This is a genomic window from Streptosporangium sp. NPDC000095 (genome assembly GCF_042899335.1).
Classification (GTDB): Bacteria; Actinomycetota; Actinomycetes; order Streptosporangiales; family Streptosporangiaceae; genus Streptosporangium.
In genome coordinates, this window is sequence record NZ_JBIAZS010000020.1 from 1 (window position 1) to 20211 (window position 20211).

The 20211-nt window shown below is 67.2% G+C and carries 19 protein-coding genes and 2 pseudogenes; 9 read left to right on the plus strand and 12 right to left on the minus strand.

Going from position 1 to position 20211, the window contains the following annotated elements:
• Positions 1-175: 175 nt before the first annotated feature.
• From ACFY3V_RS33675 to ACFY3V_RS33685, 3 genes and pseudogenes are all read right to left on the minus strand, one after another.
• Positions 176-297: pseudogene (locus ACFY3V_RS33675) on the minus strand (IS5/IS1182 family transposase); the annotation flags it as partial.
• A 206-nt stretch (positions 298-503) separates the two neighbouring features.
• On the minus strand, positions 504-1064 hold the full coding sequence (locus ACFY3V_RS33680) for an acyl-homoserine-lactone synthase (protein ID WP_362904318.1): 561 nt from the start codon (positions 1062-1064) through the stop codon (positions 504-506).
• Between the two features lie 813 nt (positions 1065-1877).
• Positions 1878-2531, minus strand: coding sequence for a hypothetical protein (locus ACFY3V_RS33685; RefSeq protein ID WP_389779155.1), 654 nt, complete (start codon positions 2529-2531; stop codon positions 1878-1880).
• 277 nt (positions 2532-2808) lie between these two features.
• On the opposite strand from ACFY3V_RS33685, the gene ACFY3V_RS33690 reads away from it, so the two are divergent.
• Positions 2809-5916, plus strand: a complete 3108-nt coding sequence (locus tag ACFY3V_RS33690; protein WP_389779157.1) for a Tn3 family transposase — start codon at positions 2809-2811, stop codon at positions 5914-5916.
• Between the two features lie 99 nt (positions 5917-6015).
• Positions 6016-6153 carry a hypothetical protein gene (locus tag ACFY3V_RS33695; protein ID WP_389779159.1) on the plus strand — a complete coding sequence of 46 codons (138 nt, stop codon included), beginning with the start codon at positions 6016-6018 and terminating at the stop codon, positions 6151-6153.
• Between the two features lie 67 nt (positions 6154-6220).
• Here ACFY3V_RS33695 and ACFY3V_RS33700 read toward each other — a convergent pair whose 3' ends face one another.
• Positions 6221-6790 (minus strand): tyrosine-type recombinase/integrase, encoded by a 570-nt coding sequence (locus ACFY3V_RS33700; RefSeq protein WP_389779323.1) that lies wholly within the window; start codon positions 6788-6790, stop codon positions 6221-6223.
• Between the two features lie 95 nt (positions 6791-6885).
• Between ACFY3V_RS33700 and ACFY3V_RS33705 the strand changes: the two genes are divergently transcribed.
• Both ACFY3V_RS33705 and ACFY3V_RS33710 read left to right on the plus strand, forming a co-directional pair.
• On the plus strand, positions 6886-8049 hold the full coding sequence (locus ACFY3V_RS33705) for a tyrosine-type recombinase/integrase (RefSeq protein WP_389779161.1): 1164 nt from the start codon (positions 6886-6888) through the stop codon (positions 8047-8049).
• A gap of 215 nt (positions 8050-8264) precedes the next feature.
• A complete protein-coding gene (locus ACFY3V_RS33710; protein ID WP_389779163.1) occupies positions 8265-10523 on the plus strand; it encodes a tyrosine-type recombinase/integrase in 2259 nt (752 codons plus the stop codon).
• A 40-nt stretch (positions 10524-10563) separates the two neighbouring features.
• On the opposite strand, the gene ACFY3V_RS33715 is transcribed toward ACFY3V_RS33710, so the two are convergent.
• The 5 genes from ACFY3V_RS33715 to ACFY3V_RS33735 all read right to left on the minus strand — a co-directional run bounded on the left by ACFY3V_RS33715 (position 10564) and on the right by ACFY3V_RS33735 (position 14267).
• Positions 10564-11028: a hypothetical protein gene (locus tag ACFY3V_RS33715; RefSeq protein WP_389779165.1), complete on the minus strand. Its 465-nt coding sequence runs from the start codon at positions 11026-11028 to the stop codon at positions 10564-10566.
• Between the two features lie 728 nt (positions 11029-11756).
• On the minus strand, positions 11757-12482 hold the full coding sequence (locus ACFY3V_RS33720; protein ID WP_389779167.1) for a DinB family protein: 726 nt from the start codon (positions 12480-12482) through the stop codon (positions 11757-11759).
• A 190-nt stretch (positions 12483-12672) separates the two neighbouring features.
• Positions 12673-13104 carry an MmcQ/YjbR family DNA-binding protein gene (locus ACFY3V_RS33725; RefSeq protein ID WP_389779169.1) on the minus strand — a complete coding sequence of 144 codons (432 nt, stop codon included), beginning with the start codon at positions 13102-13104 and terminating at the stop codon, positions 12673-12675.
• Positions 13097-13456: a MerR family transcriptional regulator gene (locus tag ACFY3V_RS33730; protein ID WP_389779172.1), complete on the minus strand. Its 360-nt coding sequence runs from the start codon at positions 13454-13456 to the stop codon at positions 13097-13099. The genes ACFY3V_RS33725 and ACFY3V_RS33730 overlap by 8 nt, the downstream gene beginning before the upstream one ends.
• Positions 13457-13952: 496 nt before the next feature.
• Complete coding sequence (locus tag ACFY3V_RS33735) at positions 13953-14267, minus strand: hypothetical protein (RefSeq protein ID WP_389779174.1); 315 nt, start codon at positions 14265-14267, stop codon at positions 13953-13955.
• 687 nt (positions 14268-14954) lie between these two features.
• On the opposite strand from ACFY3V_RS33735, the gene ACFY3V_RS33740 reads away from it, so the two are divergent.
• Entirely contained in the window at positions 14955-16019 is a 1065-nt protein-coding gene (locus tag ACFY3V_RS33740) for a hypothetical protein (protein ID WP_389779176.1), read from the plus strand.
• 48 nt (positions 16020-16067) lie between these two features.
• On the opposite strand, the gene ACFY3V_RS33745 is transcribed toward ACFY3V_RS33740, so the two are convergent.
• Entirely contained in the window at positions 16068-16805 is a 738-nt protein-coding gene (locus tag ACFY3V_RS33745) for an SDR family oxidoreductase (protein ID WP_389779178.1), read from the minus strand.
• Between the two features lie 93 nt (positions 16806-16898).
• Here ACFY3V_RS33745 and ACFY3V_RS33750 point away from each other — a divergent pair, with 93 nt between their 5' ends.
• The 4 genes from ACFY3V_RS33750 (at position 16899) to ACFY3V_RS33765 (ending at position 19396) form a co-directional block, all read left to right on the plus strand.
• Positions 16899-17762: a LysR family transcriptional regulator gene (locus ACFY3V_RS33750; protein WP_362904287.1), complete on the plus strand. Its 864-nt coding sequence runs from the start codon at positions 16899-16901 to the stop codon at positions 17760-17762.
• 171 nt (positions 17763-17933) lie between these two features.
• Positions 17934-18482, plus strand: coding sequence for a YciI family protein (locus ACFY3V_RS33755; RefSeq protein ID WP_350949677.1), 549 nt, complete (start codon positions 17934-17936; stop codon positions 18480-18482).
• Positions 18483-18578: 96 nt separating this feature from the next.
• The gene (locus tag ACFY3V_RS33760) at positions 18579-18881 is read left to right on the plus strand and encodes a metalloregulator ArsR/SmtB family transcription factor (protein ID WP_362904284.1); all 303 of its coding nucleotides are present in this window, start codon (positions 18579-18581) and stop codon (positions 18879-18881) included.
• Positions 18878-19396: an SRPBCC domain-containing protein gene (locus ACFY3V_RS33765; protein ID WP_362904282.1), complete on the plus strand. Its 519-nt coding sequence runs from the start codon at positions 18878-18880 to the stop codon at positions 19394-19396. The genes ACFY3V_RS33760 and ACFY3V_RS33765 overlap by 4 nt, the downstream gene beginning before the upstream one ends.
• 166 nt (positions 19397-19562) lie before the next feature.
• Here ACFY3V_RS33765 and ACFY3V_RS33770 read toward each other — a convergent pair.
• Together ACFY3V_RS33770 and ACFY3V_RS33775 are read right to left on the minus strand one after the other, a co-directional pair.
• Positions 19563-19784 (minus strand): annotated as a pseudogene (locus tag ACFY3V_RS33770) (transposase); the annotation flags it as partial.
• Positions 19768-19959 carry a hypothetical protein gene (locus tag ACFY3V_RS33775; protein WP_389779181.1) on the minus strand — a complete coding sequence of 64 codons (192 nt, stop codon included), beginning with the start codon at positions 19957-19959 and terminating at the stop codon, positions 19768-19770. The pseudogene ACFY3V_RS33770 and the gene ACFY3V_RS33775, both read right to left, overlap by 17 nt.
• Between the last annotated feature and the right edge of the window lie 252 nt (positions 19960-20211).

Genomic DNA, 20211 nt, shown 5'->3' on the forward strand with positions numbered 1-20211 from the left:
AACCAGACCGCAGACCGAGCGCGCGACCGATCCGGGCGCTCGGGGCGTTCAGGTTCGCAACGGGTCTCGAAGCGCCCTGCGAGACCTCCTGCCCCCTCCACGACATCCTCGCCAACGACGTCTGAATCCTGGCTCTGGCCCGCATTCCGTGAGCTGCCCCTCCTTAGACGTCGTCTCATTTGGTGAGTCGGCGGTAGCAGATGAGGGCAGCGGCGATGGCGACGAAGGAGCTGAGTGCCCGGCTCGCCGCTCATAGCGACGGTGGAGCCGACGACAGCCGGCCAGCCAGGAGACGGTGATCACTCCGCTGAGGTCTGCGGCTCATTCGAATTGGGGTGGTCGGCGATCAGGTACGCCTTGTCGACCAGTGTGAGCCAGGCCGGGTTGCGCCGCCATGCATCGGAACGGGGGATGGACCGCACGTGCCCCAGCTGCCACCGCGACATAACCGCCGCAGAACGGCCAGAACACCACCCACCCGAACCAACCTAACGAAGTACTACCTAGGACTCGTCCTGGCAGGGAATCGTCGCCGCCGTTGGCGCGGCAGGCGCGTTCTCAAGGAAGGCCTGGGTTGAGACGGCATAGGCGGAACACAGAAGCCGGCCAAGGCGCGTCGCCCTGCCGTCACCGAAACGCCGGGTGGGAACACCCATGACATGCAGGCGCCGTTCCAGGGCCACGCCTGAGACCGCGACCACCGTGTCACCGTACCGATCAACCCAGCGAAACGCGTCCCGGAGCAGCGCAAGGGCAAGCGTGCCGAAACCCGCTGCCGTAGTGCGGGGCCAGGCCCGGCCAGTGGCCAGGCGGCTGAGCTCCCAGATGCTCGGATCACGAGGAGCAGGGGCGCCGCGCAGCGTCTCGGAGAAGACGTCGGGGATCATATAAGGACCGTCGGTGGGCAGGAGCCGACAGCACCCTGTGACCTCCCGGCAGACCTCCCCATGGCTGATCACATAGACCGGATCGCAGTCGTCGTAGGAATCTCGCTCCATTCCGTGGAGGCTGTCGACGTCCCAGCGGAGGCGTTCGTAGAACACCTCGTAGCGGAGGCGGAACATGCCGGTGAGTAACCACGCCGGGAGATCATCCGTGCGGCCGACGACAATCCGTTGTACGCACCCCATAGGGCTGGTCAATGAATGGTTACCGGCGTCGATGTCGTATCTCTCCAGTGATCGGGTCCCGCGTCACCCACCGGCTGGCGTTTGGCATGCGCTGCACCTTGTCGCGCCACTCGTTGACGAGCAGTCCGGCTACACCCCCAGCGTGACCACCTCACCGGCGAACCGGTAAGAAACGTTCCTGATCGGACCATACGCCCTGGGCGGGGCGGGTCAAGCACTTTCTATGCCCTCGCCAGGACAGGAGCACCCCGTGATTCTGTTGTGTGGTGTTGCCTGCCGTTTTTTAGTGGTCTGCCGTGTGGTGTGGCTACTACCAGCATTAGCCGGGAGTAACTGACCGTGTCCGCTTCCAGGCTGGAGAACAGCGATTCGGCGGCGTCGTCGTCGGGGGAGGAGCCGACCAGGCCCATTGACTGGGCAACGCCCATCCGCTCACACGCTGCCCGGAAGTGCTTGACGGTGCACTCCTCGGGTTCAAGCTGTCGTCGCCGTTTCCCCCTTAAGGCGATGTCTCTACGTTACGAGGGAAAGCACATTACTACCGGAACCCCCTGTAAGGGTCTTCGAGTACAGCCCGGAAGAGAGACCGCTGACCTGCATATCCGTTGTTTTCTGTGCCGCTACCATCAGGCCCCCTCCGTGGCGCGGACGCTGAGGAAGACCTCGCTGCAGCTCAAAGGGCCAAGCGTCGTGGGTGGCGTGATCACCATGCCGACGAGCTCGGCAGCCGTACTGCCCCGGGACCACCTACCCCACCTGGTACAGCCAGTACGACACGCTCTGCGGAGCACCCGGCGGCTGGTAGGCCTCCACCGTCGCGCCCTCGTATCCGTAGGTCGTCGAGACCGTGCTCGTGGCCCCCGTCTCGTAGTCCTCGTACTTCTCTTCGTAGTTCTTCGTGATGAACATCTGGCTGGTGTCGTAGACGCTTTCCACGATCACCCGCCCGGGTCCGAACACGCCGATGAGGTCCTGCCGGAACAGCTTCAGGCGGGCCTTGCATCCGGTGCACGGCCCGATGTTGCCGACCACCACGACCCGGATGTGGGCGTCATGAGGGAACGAGGAATGAAGCGCCTCGATCCAGTCCCAGGCTTCCTGCAGGACGGCGACCTCGCTGTCCTGTTTGGACATGCGCGCCTGCGCCTTGTCGACGCGTCCCTGGTAGCTGCGGCTGGCGTCTTTGGTATCCGTCAGGGAGTAGCGCGTCGTCCCCCCGGAACGCGCTCCCGCGACCGGGGTCTTGTAGCTGTGCGCCTCGTCGAAGGAGAGGTCTCCGTTGGCCATCACCAGCGCCCGGGAGAACAGGCCCGTGCCCTTGGCGCGGATCTCTGCCAGCGACTGTGCGATCTGCGGTGCCGCGGGGTCTGAGGTGAGAGCTTCGGGGGGCGTCGCGGTCATCGTGGTCCTCCTTGACCAGAAAGAAGAACCTCAGCCTTTCATCCGGAAGGGTGCTGTCAAGGCACGTCAGCGTCCGGCTCAGGCCAGCCTGCTCCGCGCAAGTAAGAAGGTCGACGCGGAACCTGTCAATTTGATCAAGGCAGCTGAACTGGTCTAATTCCGTGTCAGCTTTGCTTGTTCGGGTGCCACCGGAATACGGCAGAAACGGGCCGCGGGCTTGATCAGCCGTTAAGATCTTGGCTTTCACGCTGATTGGTGATGGTTTCCGGGGGTTCGGGTGGCGTTGATCGGCCGCACGGCTTACCCGAGGTTCGTGCGGGCGGTGTCAGCGCGGGAGCTGTCGGAGGTGTTCACCCCCACGGCCGACGAGGTGGAGTGGGCGCGCGGCAAGACGCAGGATGACCAGCATCTGCTGGCACTGCTGGTGTGGTTGAAGGCGTATCAGCGGCTGGGGTACTTCCCGAAGCTGGCTGATGTCCCAACGGTGGTGGCCGAGCACATTCGCGGCGTGGTCGGGCTGCCGGAGGGACTTGTTCTGGCCGAAGCGGCCGAGCGGTCGGCCAAGCGGCATCGGAGCTTCGTGCGTACGCGGATGGGCGTGACATACGACGGAGCCGGGGTGCGGGCGGTAGCTGCTGCGGCGATCCGTAAGGCGGCGCAGGCGAAGGACGACCCGGCCGATTTGATCAACGTGGCGTTGGAAGAGCTGGTCCGCGCGCAGTGCGAGCTGCCGGGCTACACGACGCTGGACGAACTGACCAAGACGATCCGTACCGAAGTGAATCGCGGATTCTTCACGCTCGTGGCGGGCCGGGTCGATGTCACTGCCCGTGCGAGGCTGACCAGGCTGCTGGTAGTCGATCCGGTCACGCGGCGCAGCGAGTACGACGGGCTGAAGGACGTGGCGCAGGCCGCTTCGCTAGGCAAGTTCAAGGGACGCCTGGCGTTCCTGCAGAACCTGGACGCGCTCGGCCCGACGGAGGCATGGCTGGCGGATGTCCCGCCAGGGAAGATCGCGCACTTTGCGGGCGAGGCGCGCGTCACCGACGTCGCCGATCTGCGCAAGGTGCTGGACGAGGACAAGCGGCTGACGCTGATCGTCAGCCTGCTGCACACGGTGCGGACCGGGGTCCGCGACGACGTGGTGACGATGTTCTGCAAGCGCATGGCCGCGATCCACAAGAAGGGCCGCGATCAACTGGAGACGCTGCGCGAGATGCACCGCGCGGAATCCGAACGACTTCTGGGCGTGTTCGGCGACGTCCTGGACAGCGTCCGCGAGGCCCTCGACCCCGGCCAGAACGACCCGGAGGGTGCCGAGGTCTGGGCTGACACGACAGACAGGGCTGGCGGCGATGGGCAGGCGGTGGCCGAACGAGCGGGCCGTCTGGTGCTGAAGGCGCTTGAGCAGGGTGGCGGGCTGGACGCGCTGGCGGCCGCGCATGAGGCGGTGTCGGCTCATCACGGTAACAACTACCTGCCGCTGTTGGACCAGCACTACCGATCGCACCGCTCCGCACTGTTCACCCTGGTCGACTCGATCGAGCTGGAGTCGACCAACGCCGACCGCAGTGTTCTGGACGCGGTGGAGTACCTGAAGGCCCAGCGCGGTGCCCGCTCCGCGTTCGTCCCCGAACACATCACGGTCGAGCGGGCGGACCCGGACGGTGTCCCGGTCTCTGTGAGGCTGTCGGTCACCGTGGACGCGTTCGCCTCGGTGATGTGGCGGAAGATCCTGAAGGATCCAGGTCGGCCGAGAATGCTGGTTCGCCGGCATCTGGAGGTCTGCGTGTTCTCCTACCTCGCGGCCGAACTGCGCTCGGGCGACATCGCCGTGGCCGGGTCGGATTCCTACGCCAATCTGCATGACCAGCTGATGTCCTGGCAGGAATGCCAGTCGCTGGCCGAGGAGTTCTGCGCCGAAGCCGACCTGCCAACCGACCCGGCGGAGTTGACCGGCCATTACAAGAAGCTGCTCGCCGACACCGCCGCGGCGGTCGACGCTGGCTACCCCGGCAACACCGATCTCGTGCTGGAGGGCGGCCGCCCGCTCTTGCGCCGCCGCAAGGGCGCCGAGCGCAGCGCCGAGGCGCTCAAGCTGGAGGAGGCCGTGCACGACCGGCTCCCGCAGCGTGACCTGCTCGATATCCTCACTCGCACCGCCTATCAGCTCGGCTGGCATCACCACTTCGGGCCCGCCTCCGGCTCCGACACGAAGATCAAGGAATCGCTCGGCCGGTACGTGCTGACCGTCTTCACCTACGGCACCCTGCTGGGTCCCGCCCAGGTCGCCGCGCACATGCGCGGACAGGTCAGCGCCGCCGAACTCGCCCGCGCCGCGAACAAGCACGCCACCAGCGAGAAGATCGCCAAAGCCTCCACGACCGTGATCAACGCCTTCAACCAGCTCGACATCACCTCGATGTGGGGTGACGGCAAGATCGTGGCCGCCGACGGATCCCAGGTCGAGACATGGGAGAACAACCTCCTCGCGGAGAGCCACATCCGCTACGGAGGATACGGCGGCTTAGCCTACCGGCACATCTCCAACACCTACGTGGCCCTGTTCAGCCACTTCATCCCCTGCGGCGTCTGGGAGGCCGTCTACATCATCGAAGGACTGCTGAAGAACGCCTCGGAGATCCAGCCGGACACCATCCACGCAGACACCCAAGGCCAATCGCTGCCGGTCTTCGGCCTCGCGGCGCTCCTGGGCTTCGACCTGCTGCCCCGCATCCGCAACTGGCACGACCTGATCTTCTACCGGCCGGACACAGAGACCCGATACCAGCACATCGACTCCCTGTTTGGCGAGGAGGCGATCGACTGGGCTCTGATCGAGACCCACTGGAGCGACCTGCTGCGCACTGCGATCTCCATCCGGGAGAACCGGATCTCCTCCGTCACCCTCCTACGGCGCCTGGGCAACCACTCCCGAAAGAACCGCCTCTACCGCGCCTTCCGCGAGCTCGGCCGCGCGGTGCGCACCATCACGCTTCTGCGCTACCTATCCGACCCCGACCTGCGCGAGCAGATCACGGCGATCACCAACCGCAACGAGTCCTTCCACGGCTTCGCCGACTGGCTGATGTTCGGCGGCAAGCTGATCGGCCACAACGACCCTGACTACCACGAGAAGATCATCAAGTTCAACGAGCTGCTGGCCAACTGCGTCATCTACTCCACAGCCTGCGACATCACCGACGCCGCCAACGCCATCGCCGCAGAGGGCCGCCCCGTCGATCTTGACGACCTGGCCACCATCTCGCCGTACATCACGCACGTCATCCGCCGGTTCGGCAACTGGATCCTCAATCTCACCCCGCCGGCTGCCGCGCCCACCACGCAGCTCGATCTCGAATCCCGCGTCCTGTTCGCCCCCTGACGCCTCGGCTTTCTGGACAGAGGTTTCTGGGCGGAGTCATGCCTGGTCGTTAGAGTGTCCAGAAAGGTGTACGTTGCTGGACGCTTCGGAGGTGCCGCGATGGCGAAGCGACCACCGAAAGGGCTGCTGCCTGAAGAGCTGTGGCGCCGCCTCGTCCATGCCTATGCGGCAGGCGAACGAGGGTGCCCGGCCGTGCGTGGCGATGCGGACCGGGAGTTCGCGCGGCTCGACATCTAGGCCCGGGACTCCCGAAGCTCCGGTGAGCCGCCAAACGGAGAACGAATGGCGCGAACCGGGCAGGTCGTCACGTGGTTCCTGATTTGCGGGGTGGTTTCCGTCGCCGGGCGGGGTCGCGGCCGGCTTGGAAGCGGGCCAGGGCCTGCGGGGAGAGCCGGGTGTACTTGGCGAGTGAGGTGACCGAGGTGTGCCCGGACAGGGCGAGGAGTTGGGCGGTGTTGGCGCCGTCTTCGGCAGCGTGGGTGAGCTGGGAGTGCCGGAGCTGGTGCAGGGTCCACGGTCCGCCGGGTTCGGTGGCGGTGTAGTGCTCCAGGAGTTCGGCGGCGCGCCGGTAGGACAAGCGGGCTCGACCGAAGTCCGGGTCCAGGTCGGCTTCGGGTAGGGTGACGCGGGCTTTGCGTTCGGTGAGGAACAGCGGGCCTTTCTTCCTGGTACCGATCAGCCTGGGCAGCAGGTGGGCGGTGCCGGTCTGCCAGGCGATCACGTCGATGGCGCCGCCTTTGCGGTGGACCGGGGCGGTCTTGTTCCGCCGGTCCAGCTCCTCGATGTTCACGCCCAGCACCTCGGAGGCGCGGGCAGCGGTCTCGTACCTATTGACTGAACTAGTAATGGAGTTTCTGCAGTTCAGAGGACATATGCAGAAGACTTCGGCTACGGTTCCTCCTCGTGACTGGAGAGGGAGGAACGCCTCGGGATCTTGCGAAGCTGGTCGTGCCGTTGGTCGGACAGCTGATGGCCGTGGACGACTCGTGGGAGCCTTTTCGCCTCGTTGATGCCAACGAGGCGATAGTCGACGGAACTCGCGCGTATCTGCGGGATCTTCTGGCGTCGGGCCGGTCGGAAGCGACGGCACGCGCGTATGGGATGGACCTGCTGCGATGGTTCCGGTTCTTGTGGGCTGTCGGTGTTCCGTGGGACCGGGCGACCCGGGTGGAGGCCAGGGACTTCTCGCGCTGGTTGCAGGTGGCGGGCAAGCCCTCACGTCCCCACTGGCGTCGCCATGGCGATCAAGGCGGTGGGCTGTGGGTTCCTGGAGGTGAACCTTATGCGGCTTCGGTTCGCGCGCACAGCGAGACGGTGCTGCGCGACTTCTACGACTTTCATCGCGACGCCGGCAGCGGCCCGCTTCTCAATCCGTTCCCGTTGAGTCGTTCTCGCAGGGGCCGTGGCGCGAACGCGCACCGCAATCCGATGGATCCGCCTCGCAACGACCGGGCCGGGCTCTATCGGCCGGTCGTGCCTACCCGAGTGCCGCGCAGTGTTCCGGATGAGCAGTTCAACGAGATCTTCGCGCGGCTGCCTTCGCATCGGGACCGCGCGCTGGTGGCGTTCTATGTTTCCACCGGTGCCCGCGCCAGTGAGCTGCTGACCGCAACGCGGGGCGGGACCGATCCGGGTCGTCAGCTGGTCGCCGTGGTTCGCAAGGGCACCCGCGCGGTCCAGGAGCTCCCCGCCTCGACCGACGCCTTCGTCTGGCTGCGGCTTTATCTGCTGGAAGTGGAGGACGAGATCCCGCGCGGTCGGCAGGTGCCGTTGTGGTGGACGCTGCGGTCACCGCGCAGGCCGTTGACCTATCACGCGGTCCACCGGATGTTTGAGCGGGTCAACGCCCGGACGGGTACGTCGGCGACGCTGCACGCGCTGCGACACACCGCCGCCTACCGCATGGCCGAGGATCCGAATCTCCCGCTCACGGACGTTCAATTCGTTCTTGGCCACGCGCAGCTGACCACGACACAGATCTACCTCACCCCGCGCAAGGAGGAGGTAATCCGCCGTCTGCTCACCCATCATGCCGAGCAGACTCGGCATGCGGCGGCCCGGGTAGCTCCGGTCCCAGCGGCAGGCTACCGGCCAGAGAGCCTCCAGACCCTGTTCGGGGTGGACGCGCGATGACCCTCGACACCGTGTTGATCTCCGCCGCTGGCATCCCGGCCGTTACCCGGCCGTCGGCGCCGTCACCGGGTCAGACAGCCCGTGACCAGTTTCCTCCCCGACCTACCCCCACGACCTGGCCGGCAGCCGAGCGACCGAGGTCCGAGGTGGACCGGTTGCTGTCTGGAGCGCCGTTCTCACCGGATGGCAGGCACAGGACCCAGCACCAGCAGGGGATGGCGATGCTGCTGGACTGGCTGGAGGACCAACCAGGAGATACCTGGCAGCAACGATGGCGGGCCAGCGGCATCGAGCAGGCCGGCACCGCTTGGCGCTCGGCGATCGGGCAGTGGCTTAAGGAACGAGGCTTGGACGCTGAATGGCGCGTCCGTGCGCTTGGCCCCGCGCTGGGAACAGTGGTCGGTGCCGATCTGCTGCACCCGTCGCTGACCTGGCTCGCAGTGGTATCGGTGAACGGCCGCGGCGTATTCAGCCGCGAAATGGCCAGACTTCGTGACCCTCAAGGGTTCGCGCGGCTGCAAGAACTGGGCGCGTCGGCGGAGAGGCTGCGTCCCGCCGACGCGCAGTCGGCGGTGGCCCGCGCGGCGATGATCCTCGCGGCCAAAGGCGGTACGTTGACCGACATCACCGTCGGAGATGTCCTGGAGCTGTTCGCGGCCCAGGCCAGCGTGCTGGCCAAGATGCCGTCCGGAACCACCGCCTTCTACCAGCTGCTGCACCAGCTTGGCGCGCTGGGAAAGGTCGCACCACCGACCCTGCGTGAGGTTCGTTCTCAATGTCAGCGCTCTCCCGAGGAGTTGATCGATCGCTACGGTCTGGTTTGCCGACCTGTCAGAGACTTACTGGTGGACTACCTGCGCGAGCGGCAGCCGGCCATGGACCACACCACGATGAAGATGCTCTCCTACCACCTGGGCAAATGCTTCTGGCGAGACATCGAACGACACCACCCGGGCATCGACAGCCTCCGCCTGCCGCCGGAGGTCGCAGAGACCTGGAAGGCCAGGCTGCAGACCAAGACCATCGCGGTGGCCGGCCTCGACGGCCAGAAGACCGAGGCGACCGCCGCGCGGGTCAGCTATCGCGATTGCCTCACCGCGGTGCGCGCCTTCTACCTAGATCTGGCTCAATGGGCGCTGGAAGAGCCTGAGCGATGGGGACCATGGGTGGCTCCGTGCCCGATCCGAGAGATCGAAGTAGCCCGCGGCAAGTTCGCCAAGCAGCGCAAGGCCCGCATCGACGCCCGCACCCGCGAGCGCCTGCCCGTCCTGCCCTTGTTGGTCCGCACCGTCGACCAGCGCCGCAAGGACGCCGCCGCGCTTTTGGAGGCTGCCCTGCGGACTCCGCCTGGGCAGGTGTTCACCGCCGCAGGGCAGAGCCTTGTTCGCGCCGTCGTCCCGAACGCCATGGCGGGCAAGATCTGGGTTGAAGAACCGCCCGGAAACAAACGCCGTGACCTCGTCTTGGAGGAGGAGCACGCTTTCTGGGCCTGGGCCGCAGTCGAGGTATTACGAGCGACAGGCATCCGGATCGAGGAGCTGCTGGAGATCAGCCACCACAGCCTCGTGCAATACCGCCTGCCCACCACCGGCGAACTCGTCCCCCTGCTGCAGATCGCCCCGTCCAAGACCGACACCGAACGGCTCCTGCTCATCAGCCCCGAACTCGCCGATGTCCTCAGCACGATCATCCGCCGCGTCCGGGGCGACTCGGGCGCCATCCCCCTGATCCGTGCCTACGACCGCCGCGAGAACCAATGGCTGGCACCTGCCCCGCTGCTGTTTCAGCGCCGAGTACGCACCGAACACCGCCGGATCGGTGACGAAACCATCCGCCGGCTATTGTCCCAGGCGCTCATCGACACCCGCCTGACCGACCCAACGACTGGCGGGCCCCTGAACTACACCCCACACGACTTTCGGAGACTGTTCATCACCGAAGCCGTTATGGGCGGCCTGCCTCCTCACATCGCGCAGATCCTGGCAGGCCACCAGGACATCAACGTCACTCTTGGATACAAGGCGATCTATCCCGAGGAAGCAATCCAGGCTCACCTGGCCTTTTTGGCGCGCCGCCGATCGCTGCGCCCCAGCGAGGAATACCGCGTCCCCACCGACGAGGAGTGGCAAAAGTTCCTCGGCCACTTCGAGCGTCGCAAAGTGTCCATCGGGGCCTGCGGCCGAGCGTTCGGCACGCCTTGCATCCACGAACACGCCTGCGTCCGCTGCTCAATGCTCTGGCCCGATCCCGGACAACGCGATCGGCTCGTCGAGATCCGTGACAACCTCATCGCCCGAATCGCTGAAGCCGAACGCGAGGGTTGGCTCGGCGAAGTCGAAGGATTGAGGATCAGCCTGATCGGCGCTGAGGAGAAGCTCGCTCAGCTGGACAGGAGACCCGATAGCCGCACCGTTGTCGATTTGGGTGTCCCCACCATCGTCCGCTCCACCAACACCGCGCCAGCACCGGACTGACTCCACAGGCACGGACGATCCACGAACAAGATCATGGGGGCTAGTTCAGGGAATACAACATCCGGAACAGGGTGCGTTCGCGGATCGGGAGGTGTTCGCGGGCCAGGAATGCCTCGATCACGTCCTTGTCCCGGGCCTTGGACCGGTCCGGGGCCCGGCCCCGGCGGCGCAGGCCGGCGGTGGGGTCGGTGGTCAGCCAGCCGCAGTCGATCCAGTACCCGATGGCGGAGCGCAGGGTGTCCAGGTTGCGGTTGTACGTGGCTGCGGCCCGCTGGCCCCAGGTCGTCTCGAACCAGTCGGTCAGCTTCGCGACGTTGGCCAGCTGATCCAGCTCGGCCACGGCCAGGCCAGCGCCAAGGCGCGTGCGTAGCGCCCGCAGGGTGCCGGCGTACACGCGCTTGGTCCCAGCCGACTCGGCATGGTCCAGCGTCGCCAGGTACGCCGTGATCGCCTCGCCCAGCCTCGTCGCGGCGGCTTGGCGCGGCAGCCTCGTGACGGTGCCCAAGATCCCTCCGGGTCTCTATCGCAGAAAAGCTATGTCAGTCGCCGACCGTCGAGGTACCTCGTTCCCGTTCGGCGGCAGGGCTGGTCGGCCGGTCTATCGCAGAAAATACCCTGTTCTCTGCGATAACTCGCCTGCACGCATCTGACAGAAGTGGGGTACCAGCCAGGTACGTGTAAAAGAGGCAATGGCCAGCTCGCGATTAGCCGGTCAGCTCAGATCGAATTTCTTTGTGACAGCCGCAAGACCACCCACACTAACGGTCACATAGACGGGCCGGTCCTTACTGATGAGGAGAATGTGGTCTGGGAACGAGACGCCAGCTTGAAGCTCTGCTCGTACGGTCTCCTGATGCTGAGTGCCATTACAGACGGGATCGAAGCGGCCATGCGTTCGAGAACCCCCTCGGTTGCACCGATGGTGACGGTTCCAACCGCGATCGCCGACCGGAGCCGTGAACGCGGCAATCTTCTTCGCCCCGGACCAGGGCGCGATCTCCGACGTCACGGTCAGCTGCAACGTGCTCTACCACGCGCCGGGGTCCTACTATCCGCTGCGGATCTACGACGTCTCCGGCGCGGTCAAGGTCACCGGCAACCGCTGGGTGCCCGACGGGACCGACTACGCGCCGGTGCATGTGACCGGCCCCCGCCCGGCCACCGTCACCTGGTCCGACAACACCTTCACGGGCAACAAGTCAATCCCACCCCCGACGACTGGCCCTAGCGGCCCTACTCAGCGTCCTGTGCCTCGATCAGGTCGAGGTCGCGGACGCAGAAGCCGTGGTGCTCAAAGGTCTCGTTGAGCACCGTGCCCAGGCACTGGCGCACCGAGCGGCCCCGCGCGTACGGCGGCCAGACGTCGTCGTCGGGCACCGGCGCTCGCGCCGCGAGCCGCTCAGCGGTGACCTCGTCGAGCCAGGCCTCGAGCTCGGCGGCCTGTGCGTCACGCACGCTCACGATCTCGTCGAGGGCCGGATCGAGCGAGAGGTCAAGCCCGTGCGCCTCACGGTAGGGCTCCACGGTCGGCCCGATGCCCATCGGTGTGAACAGCTCCGTGGAGCCCAGGCAGCAGCGGCGGAACCACGAGTCGTGGACGAAGACCAAGTGGCGCATCGTCTGCACCGCCGACCACTCGTCGTTGACGCTGCGGCGCTCGATGCCGGGCGTGCGGCGGATCCGCTCGATCGTGGTGGCCCAGGCGGCACGGAGCTGACGCGATGCCTCGCGCAGATCGGCGGGGTCCTCGGAGCGGATCAGCACCCGCACCGGATGACGCCGGTCGAGCTCTGCCTCGACGTACTCAGTGACCTCGACGCCGTTTACCACGAGGTTGGTGATGAGCCCGTCGATCACGGCATCCTGCATGACGACGCCGATCAGGCGTGCCCCGGTTAGGTCGCACTCGCGGAACTCCGCACCGTGCAGATCCTCTTCGACGTACCGCTTCATGTTCATGCTCCGGATGATAGGTCCGAGCACCGACAAGCCTCTGTCAGCATGCGCAGGTCACGGCGTGGAGGGGGCGGTGAGGGGTCAGCGGGCTTGGTGACGAGGTCGACGGGCGTTTCCACGGCGAAGCCTTCGCGGGTCCAGTATTCGATGCCCCCGATCATTTCCTTCACCGCGTAGCCGAGCTTGGTGTTCTTCAGTCCTGTTCGTCGGTTGCGGAACCTGGCCGACCTACCTGTGTCACCAGTTTCCGCGGTGCCAGCAGGCAGTAGCTCTCGGTGAGTAGCTCGCTTATCTCTCCCCAGTCCGTGGTGTCCTCGATGATCATGCCTACTACCTGGGGGTGCCAGCGCGGCTTGTAGAACGGGAGTCCGCTGTTGGACAGTGCGTGTAATTCTTCGCCCGCGGCGCGGAAGGTGAGGACGGTGGCGTCGCCGACCAGTGGGGCTTCGCGGCTGTGCAGAGGTGGGTAGTCGTCGGTGATGCAGAGCACGTGCGCGAACGTCTTCGTGCGGATCCGCCAGCGTCTTCCCACCCAGGCTTGTTGTTCGTGGACCTCGGGGAGTACGAGGCAGATCGTGCGCAGCCGATCGAGGATGTGGGCTGGGACGTCGGGGCTGTCAGGCATGGTCTGCCGCCTTGATCACCTCGTCGAGCACGTCCCGCGAGTTGGCCAGTTCGACCATCATCCGATCGATGCGGTCCCGTTCCGCGACGAGGTCGTCGACCAGTTGCGGCGCGGCGATTTGTGACGGGCCGCCGTCGGTGTCCCACATGCATGGGAGCAGCTGGGCGATCTTCTTGCTGTGCAGTCCGGCTGCGAACAGCTCCTGGATGCGGATCACTCGGTCTACTGCCTGCTCTGGGTAGTCCCGCTGGCCTCCCTGAGTGCGGTCGGCCGCCAGGAGGTCCTGCTGCTCGTAGTAGCGCAGTGATCGCTCGCTCACCCCGGTGCGGCGTGCCAGTTCGCCGATTCGCATCACACCTCCTCGGGCTTGAACCTGACATTGATGTTAGCTCTACCGTGGCGGCATGATCTTCGACTACAGCCCCATCACTGAGCGGCCTCCCATCCAGTGGCCTGGCGGCGCCAAGGTCGCCGTCTACGTCGGTCTCAACGTCGAGCACTTTCACCTCGACAAGCCGTCCACCAGCATCTGGTCTGGCACAGCCGACCTGGTGCCGGACGCACTCAACTACGGCTGGCGTGACTACGGTGTGCGCGTTGGTTTCTGGCGGATGATGGCCAGCCTTGACCGGCGCGGGGTCCGGGCCAGCGTGCTGTTGAACTCCGAGGTCGTGCGGCACTATCCGCAGAGCATCAAGGCTGGCCTTGAGCGCGACTGGGCATGGCTCGCGCATGGCTCCACCAACTCAGTCCTCCATACTGGCCTTAAGGCCCGGCAGGAAAGCGGTCATCGCTTCTGCCAGGCATCGCCTGCAAGGTGCGTACGAAGAGGCGGTTGCCAACACGCCTCACTTGCTTGCGCTGATCTGCAGAGTTACTCGTCGCGGCCCGTTTCTGCCGTATTCCGGTGGCACCCCTTGTTCGCCCTTCTGATCCAGGTCGTTGGGTTTGTTGATCCATGCCGGTCCGGGCAGATCGGGCGGGGTGGGTGTGCCACCGGAGGCGAATCGCTCGGGATAGGCGGCCTGGGCGGTGGCCAGGACGTGGACACGTCGATCGCGGACCATGCCGGCCTTGCCGTAGTGCACGTCGGCGGGATGGTGACAGCCGATCCCGGAGTGGTAGTGATCGTGGTTGTACCAGGCGTAGAACTCCTGGCGCAAGACGCGAGCGTCCTCGATCGAGCCAAACCGGCCAGGGAAGGCCGGGCAGTGCTTCAGCTTCCCCGATCTTCTTGTTGTGTGAGTTGGCCTTGGGTCGGCCGACCGGCCGGGTCGGCGCCTCGGCCGCGCCGTGGTCCCGGGCCGTCCTCCAGTTGGAGCGAAGCCGACCCCTGCGCATCGCGGAGACTTCTCTGAGCGTCCCTGAGACGCTCACGCTCTTCCGCTGCGGCGGCCGTCGACGCCGGAGAACGCCTCTCCCGACACCGTGCCCGTCCCGACTCAAAAGCTTCAGATATCGAGCCTGATCAGGTGAAGAGACGGGCATCCGAGCCGATGGGGCCTCCGTCGTCGACGGAGGCGTCACTGACGCCCTGATGACGATCTCCACTGACACTTCGTGCAAATCTGCAGACATCCCAGTGCGGATTTGCAGGTGTCTCCAGCCGTCGGATCCATTCGGCACAGTAACTTGCGGGAATTTCCATTCCCGGTAGTTACTTGGGCCTGGGGGAGACGCAACAGATCTCGTTTATTTATTTTTAATTTCTGGAAAATCAAGATGCTAGGCTGCTGCGCATGCGGGAGCCGGGTGCGATGACGCCGTGTAAACACTGTGGGACGCCGATCGAGCAGAGGCCTGGGAGGGGACGGCCGAGGGCCTACTGCGCGCAGGGAGACTGCCAGGCGGTGGCCAAGCGCGAACGCGAGATGCGGCGGGCGACACCGGGGCTTGAGGGGGCACTGGCCAGAGCCGAGGAGTTCTACGAGCGCATGGAGAAGGGGATGACCGCGGCGATCGCGCCGCTGGCGCAGGTGCTGGCGCAGGAGCTGAGCCCGGCGGGGGTGGAGGCCAAGGTGAGCGCGGTGCAGGCCGAGGCGCACACCCGGGTGGCGATCGCGCGCACCGAGCGGGAACAGGCCTTCGAGCAGGTACGCCTGGCGCGGGAGGCTTCCGAGCACGCCCGGCGCGAGCGGGACGCGATGACGCGCCGCGTGGAGGAGGCCAATGCCGAACGCGACAACGCCCTGGCCGACGCGGAGACCGCCAGGGAGCAGGCACTGGCCGCGCTGCACGAGGCGGCCAGCACCGAACGCCGGGCCAGGCAGGCCGAGCAGGAGGCCACTCACAGGGCCCAGCGGGCCGAAGCTGCCAGAGACGCGGCGCTGCGGGAGATGGCCGAGCGCGTCGAGGCCGCGGAGGCCGAGGCGCGCCGGGCCGAGGCCCGGGCCGTTCACGAACAGGAGCAGGCCGAGGGGGCACGAGCCGAGCGCGACCAGGCGTTGCGGGAGGCCGCGAGCGCGCAGGAGGCCAGGGGACAGGCCGAGCGTTCCGCTTCGGCCGCCTCGGCACGTGCCGAGGCGGCCGAAGCGGAACGGGACCGGGCGCTGGCGCGTGCCGACGCCGCGGCGACCGCCCATGCCGAAGCCCTGGCCGAGGCGGCCGAGGCGCGCACACGGGCCGACCGGGCGGACAAGCAGGCGGCCGAGGCGGAGAAGCGGACGGCGCGCCGGGTGGCCAAGGCCGAGGAACGGGCCGCCGAGAAGATCGCCGAGGCGGAGGAGCGCGCGGCGGCCAGGGCCGCCGAGGCGCTCGCCGAACGTGACGAGATGCGCCTGCGATTGGCCATGGAACAGATGCGCCTGTCGGACCTACGCGACCAGATGGAGGCACTGCGCGCCGAGTCCGCCCAGCTCAGGGAACGCGCCGTCGCCGCGGAACTGCGGGCCGAGCCATCCGGGGCCGAAGGCTGACGAGTGGCTGGGCGCGGGGCCTGCCGCAGGTTCACGACAGGTTGAAGATCACCAGGGGATGACGCCGTCGTCCTCGAAGAACGAGCCGGTCGGGCCTCCGTCGGGCAGGGTGGCGAGCCGGATCGCCGTGGCCGCGCCCTGCTCGGGGGTGCGGGGCCCCTGGAAGCCGGTGAAGTCGGTCGCGACCAGGCCCGGGCAGGCGGCGTTGATCAGGATGTCCGTACCGGCGAACTGCCGGGCGTACTGCACGGTGACGGCGTTGAGGAAGGACTTCGACGGCGCGTAGGCCGCCATGACAGGGCCGATCTCGATGTCCGGGTCCGCCTGCCGGGTGAGGGAGGCGACGCTGCTGGAGACGTTGACGATGCGTGGCGACGCCGAGCGCCGTATCAGCGGCAGCATCGCGTTGGTGACCCGGATGACGCCGATCACGTTGGTCTCCACGACCGTGCGGACCACATCGAGGTCGAGCGCGGTCGGGTCCTGCACCCAGCCCGGACCCACCGGTCCTGAGATGCCGGCGTTGTTGACCAGGACGTCCAGGCGCCCGGCCTGCCGTTCGACCAGTTCCGCGGCCTCGGTGACGCTCTGGTCGCCGGTCACGTCCAGCGGCACCCCGAACGCCTCCACCCCGGCGGCGCGCAGCTTCTCGACGGCGGTCTTGAGCCGAACCTCGTCGCGGGCTCCCACGCCCACGCGGTATCCGAGGGTGCCCAGCCCGGCCGCGATCTCGTACCCGATTCCCTTGTTCGCGCCGGTCACCAGCGCGGTCTTCGTTTCGCTCATGCCGTTGATGGTCGCGGGTGGACAAGCGGTGCATCCAACACCGATACGGCATCCTGTCATACCCGGCAGGTATCACCGAGGTATGTTGTGGCGGTGGACACCCTGGAAACCCGCGAGTTGAGGTACTTCGTGGCCGTCGCCGAGGAACTGCACTTCGGCCGGGCCGCCGAACGCCTCGGCATGGCCCAGCCACCGCTGTCCCGGGCGATCCAGCAGCTCGAGCGACGCCTGGGCGTCTCCCTGCTGAAACGTAACCGCCGCGGCGTCCTTCTGACCGGCGCCGGCGAGGTGTTGCTGCACGAGGGCCGCGCGGCCCTCGACGCGACCACCGCCGCCGCCCGCCGCGCCCGCCGCGCCGGTGGCGCCGACGATCCGGACGGTCCTCGCAACCGCCTGGTACTGGCGGTGAAGGCCGCCGGCTCCCACGAGCTGCTGCGAAAGCTTCTCGACGCCTACGCGGCCGAACCCGGCGCCGCCGAGATCGAGGTGCTGCCGTGCGGCCTCTGCGAGCAGGAAGGGCTGCTGCGCGACGGCCGCGCCGATGTGGCGCTCATGCACGCGCCGTTCAACTCCCTCGCCGGGTTCGACAGCGAGGAACTGATGACCGAGGGGCAGATCGCCATCCTGCCCGCCGGACACCCCCTCGCCGCGCGCAAGGCCCTGTCCCTGGCCGACGTCGGCGATGTCCCCGATCTTCCTCTCGCCCGCTGGCCCCGCCACGGCGTCTACCCGCCAGGGCCGGGACCCGAGATCCGCGACCAGACACAGCTGGCCCAGCTGATCGCCCTCGGACGCACCGTGGCCGTCCTCCCCGACTCCGCCCGTTCCTGGCTGTGGGCCGAGCACACCGCCGTCCCCCTGACCGACGCGCCCCCCGTCGTCACCCACATCGCCTGGCCCGCGCACAGCCGCTCCCTCGCCCTCGCCGGCCTGGTCCGCACGGCCACACGACTGTGACGCTCTCCCGCCCTTCGTACTGGTCCGACGATGCGGGTATGACGACCTCTGGCCGGACCACGGCTTCTCCGGCAGCGCGAAGGCGCATCGCAGGCCGGTACGCCAACCTTAGGGCGTAACGGGAATCCCCGTCGTTCACGAGAGGGAGAAAGTCAAGGTAAGACTCCTCGCATGGAGTTTTTCTGTTATCACCGCGATCGACCTGACTCAGCGGCCCTGCGCGACGAGCTGGTGGAAGAGCACTGGTCCTACATGGACGGGTACGCGGCAACGATGATCGCGCGTGGCCCGACCCTCGGCCCCGGCGGCGAGACGGCCACCGGCAGTGTGCACATCGTCGATCTGCCCGATCTCGCCACGGCGCGTGCATTCGCCTTCGAAGAGCCCAACTACCAGGCCGGTGTGTATCGGGACGTGATGCTGCGCCGATGGCGCAACGTGCTGGGGCGCACCATGTGGGATTTTCCCGGCGACCGAGACGGCGGTGACCGGTATCTGGTGGTGGGCCTCGGCTCCGGGCAGGCTGCCGACCTCGTCCCGCCGCCCGGCCGGGACGGCCTGATCGCCTATGGACCGTTGCTGTCGGACGACGGCACCACCTGGCTGGGTACGGCGCTGCTGGTCCAGGCGCCGGGACCGGACGCGGCACGCGACGTCCTGACCGCGGGCCGGTACGCCGACATCGAGGTCCACGACTGGAGGTTCGGCGGGCGGCGATGATGAGTGCCTGACCGGCACCGGGGGCGGGCGACGAGGATCGTCGCCCGCCCCCGCTTTACGTTGCAGCATCATATTTCCATATGGCAATATGAATGCATGAGCGCCTACGCAGCCCTGGCCGAGCCGCACCGCAGACAGATTCTCGACCTGTTGCGTGACGGCGAGCGGCCCGCCGGGGAACTGGTGAAACGCCTCGACCTCAGCCAACCCGGCGTGTCGAAGCACCTCAAGGTGTTGCGCGAGGCCGGACTCGTCGTGGTGCGCAAAAACGGCAAGCAGCGCATGTACGCGCTGCGCCCGGATCCCCTCGCCGAGGTCGACCAGTGGCTGGAGCCCTATCGCGTGTTCTGGTCCAGACACCTCGACACCCTGGAACGACACCTGGAGGAGAACCCATGATCGACGGAACCCTGGAAACCATCGACGGCCGCCCGGCGCTGCGCTTCGAGCGCACGCTCGCCTACCCGGTCGAGCGCGTGTGGCGAGCCGTCAGCGTGCCCGCGGAGCTCGAGCGCTGGTTTCCCGCGGCCGCGGACTGGACACCGGCGACGGGAGAGAGCTTCGAAGTCGCCGGCGTGACCGGCGAGGTGACAGAGGTCGATCCGCCCCACCGCCTGGCCTGGACCTATGCCGGCCAGGCGTACAGCTTCGATCTGACCGCTCACGGAGACGGCTGCCGCCTGGTCTTCACCCACGTCTTCGACGACCGCGACATCTCAGCGCAGACCGCCACCGGCTGGGACGCCTACCTTTCGCGGCTTGAGCCTCATCTCGCCGGCAAGGACCTCTCAGAGGAGGACGCGCACGAGGGGTGGGAGGAGAATCACGAACGCTACGCCGAGCGCTTCGGGGTCGACCCGGCACCGGGCCGGCGCTTCGCGGCGGCTCTGCGCGGAGACAACGGCGACACCTGACCCCTCGCACCACGGCGGCCGTCCCGCCCAATTCGGTGGCGTCCTCACTCATCAACTCCATTCGCGTTCCGTGACGGGACGTGGCTCGTACGTTCAGGATTGGCATGGTTTCGGGAATGGAGCCGCGGTGAGCTGGAGGCCCGCTGTACTCGGCCAGGGCGGCGACGCGGGCCACCGCCTTGCGCCGCCGCGCGGAGCCGCGTTTCTTGCGGGCGAGGTCGCGCTGGGCGCCGACGAGACGGTCGGCGGAGGCGGCCAGGTGACGAGGGTTGTCCAGGTGCTCACCGTCGCTGGTGGTGACCAGCGACGCCACACCCAGGTCGATCCCGACGGTAGTGCCGGTGGCGGACAACGGTTCGGCGGGCACGTCGTCACACGACACGATCACGTACCAGCGCGAGCCCTCCCGCTTGACGCCGATCGTCTTGACCGTGCCGCCCTGCCAGCGCCCGCGACTGCGCTTCCCGATCCAGGCCGTCGCGGGCGTTGGGGCTGTCGGGGTTCTTCGCCGCGGCCGGCTGCACTCGGGCGGCGGCTTCCTTGTCCCATGAAGTTTTGCTCATGTCACTGGGCACACCCCGATCGCCCCGTGTCTGTCGGCAACTGCTCGGAGCGGGGTTCCGTTGGCCGCAGGCACTCGGCGGCCGACGCGACGTAACCGCCGACGCGCTCGGCAACGCGGAAGACGCCCGCCGTGTCGTGCGCAGCACCTGGTCCTCGGGGCACCGGGCAGCAGGTGCCAGCCTCTACCGCCATGGCCGGGCGGGGTTCGTCCAGGAACGCGCACCCTGTCGAAAACGGACACGGACTCCAGG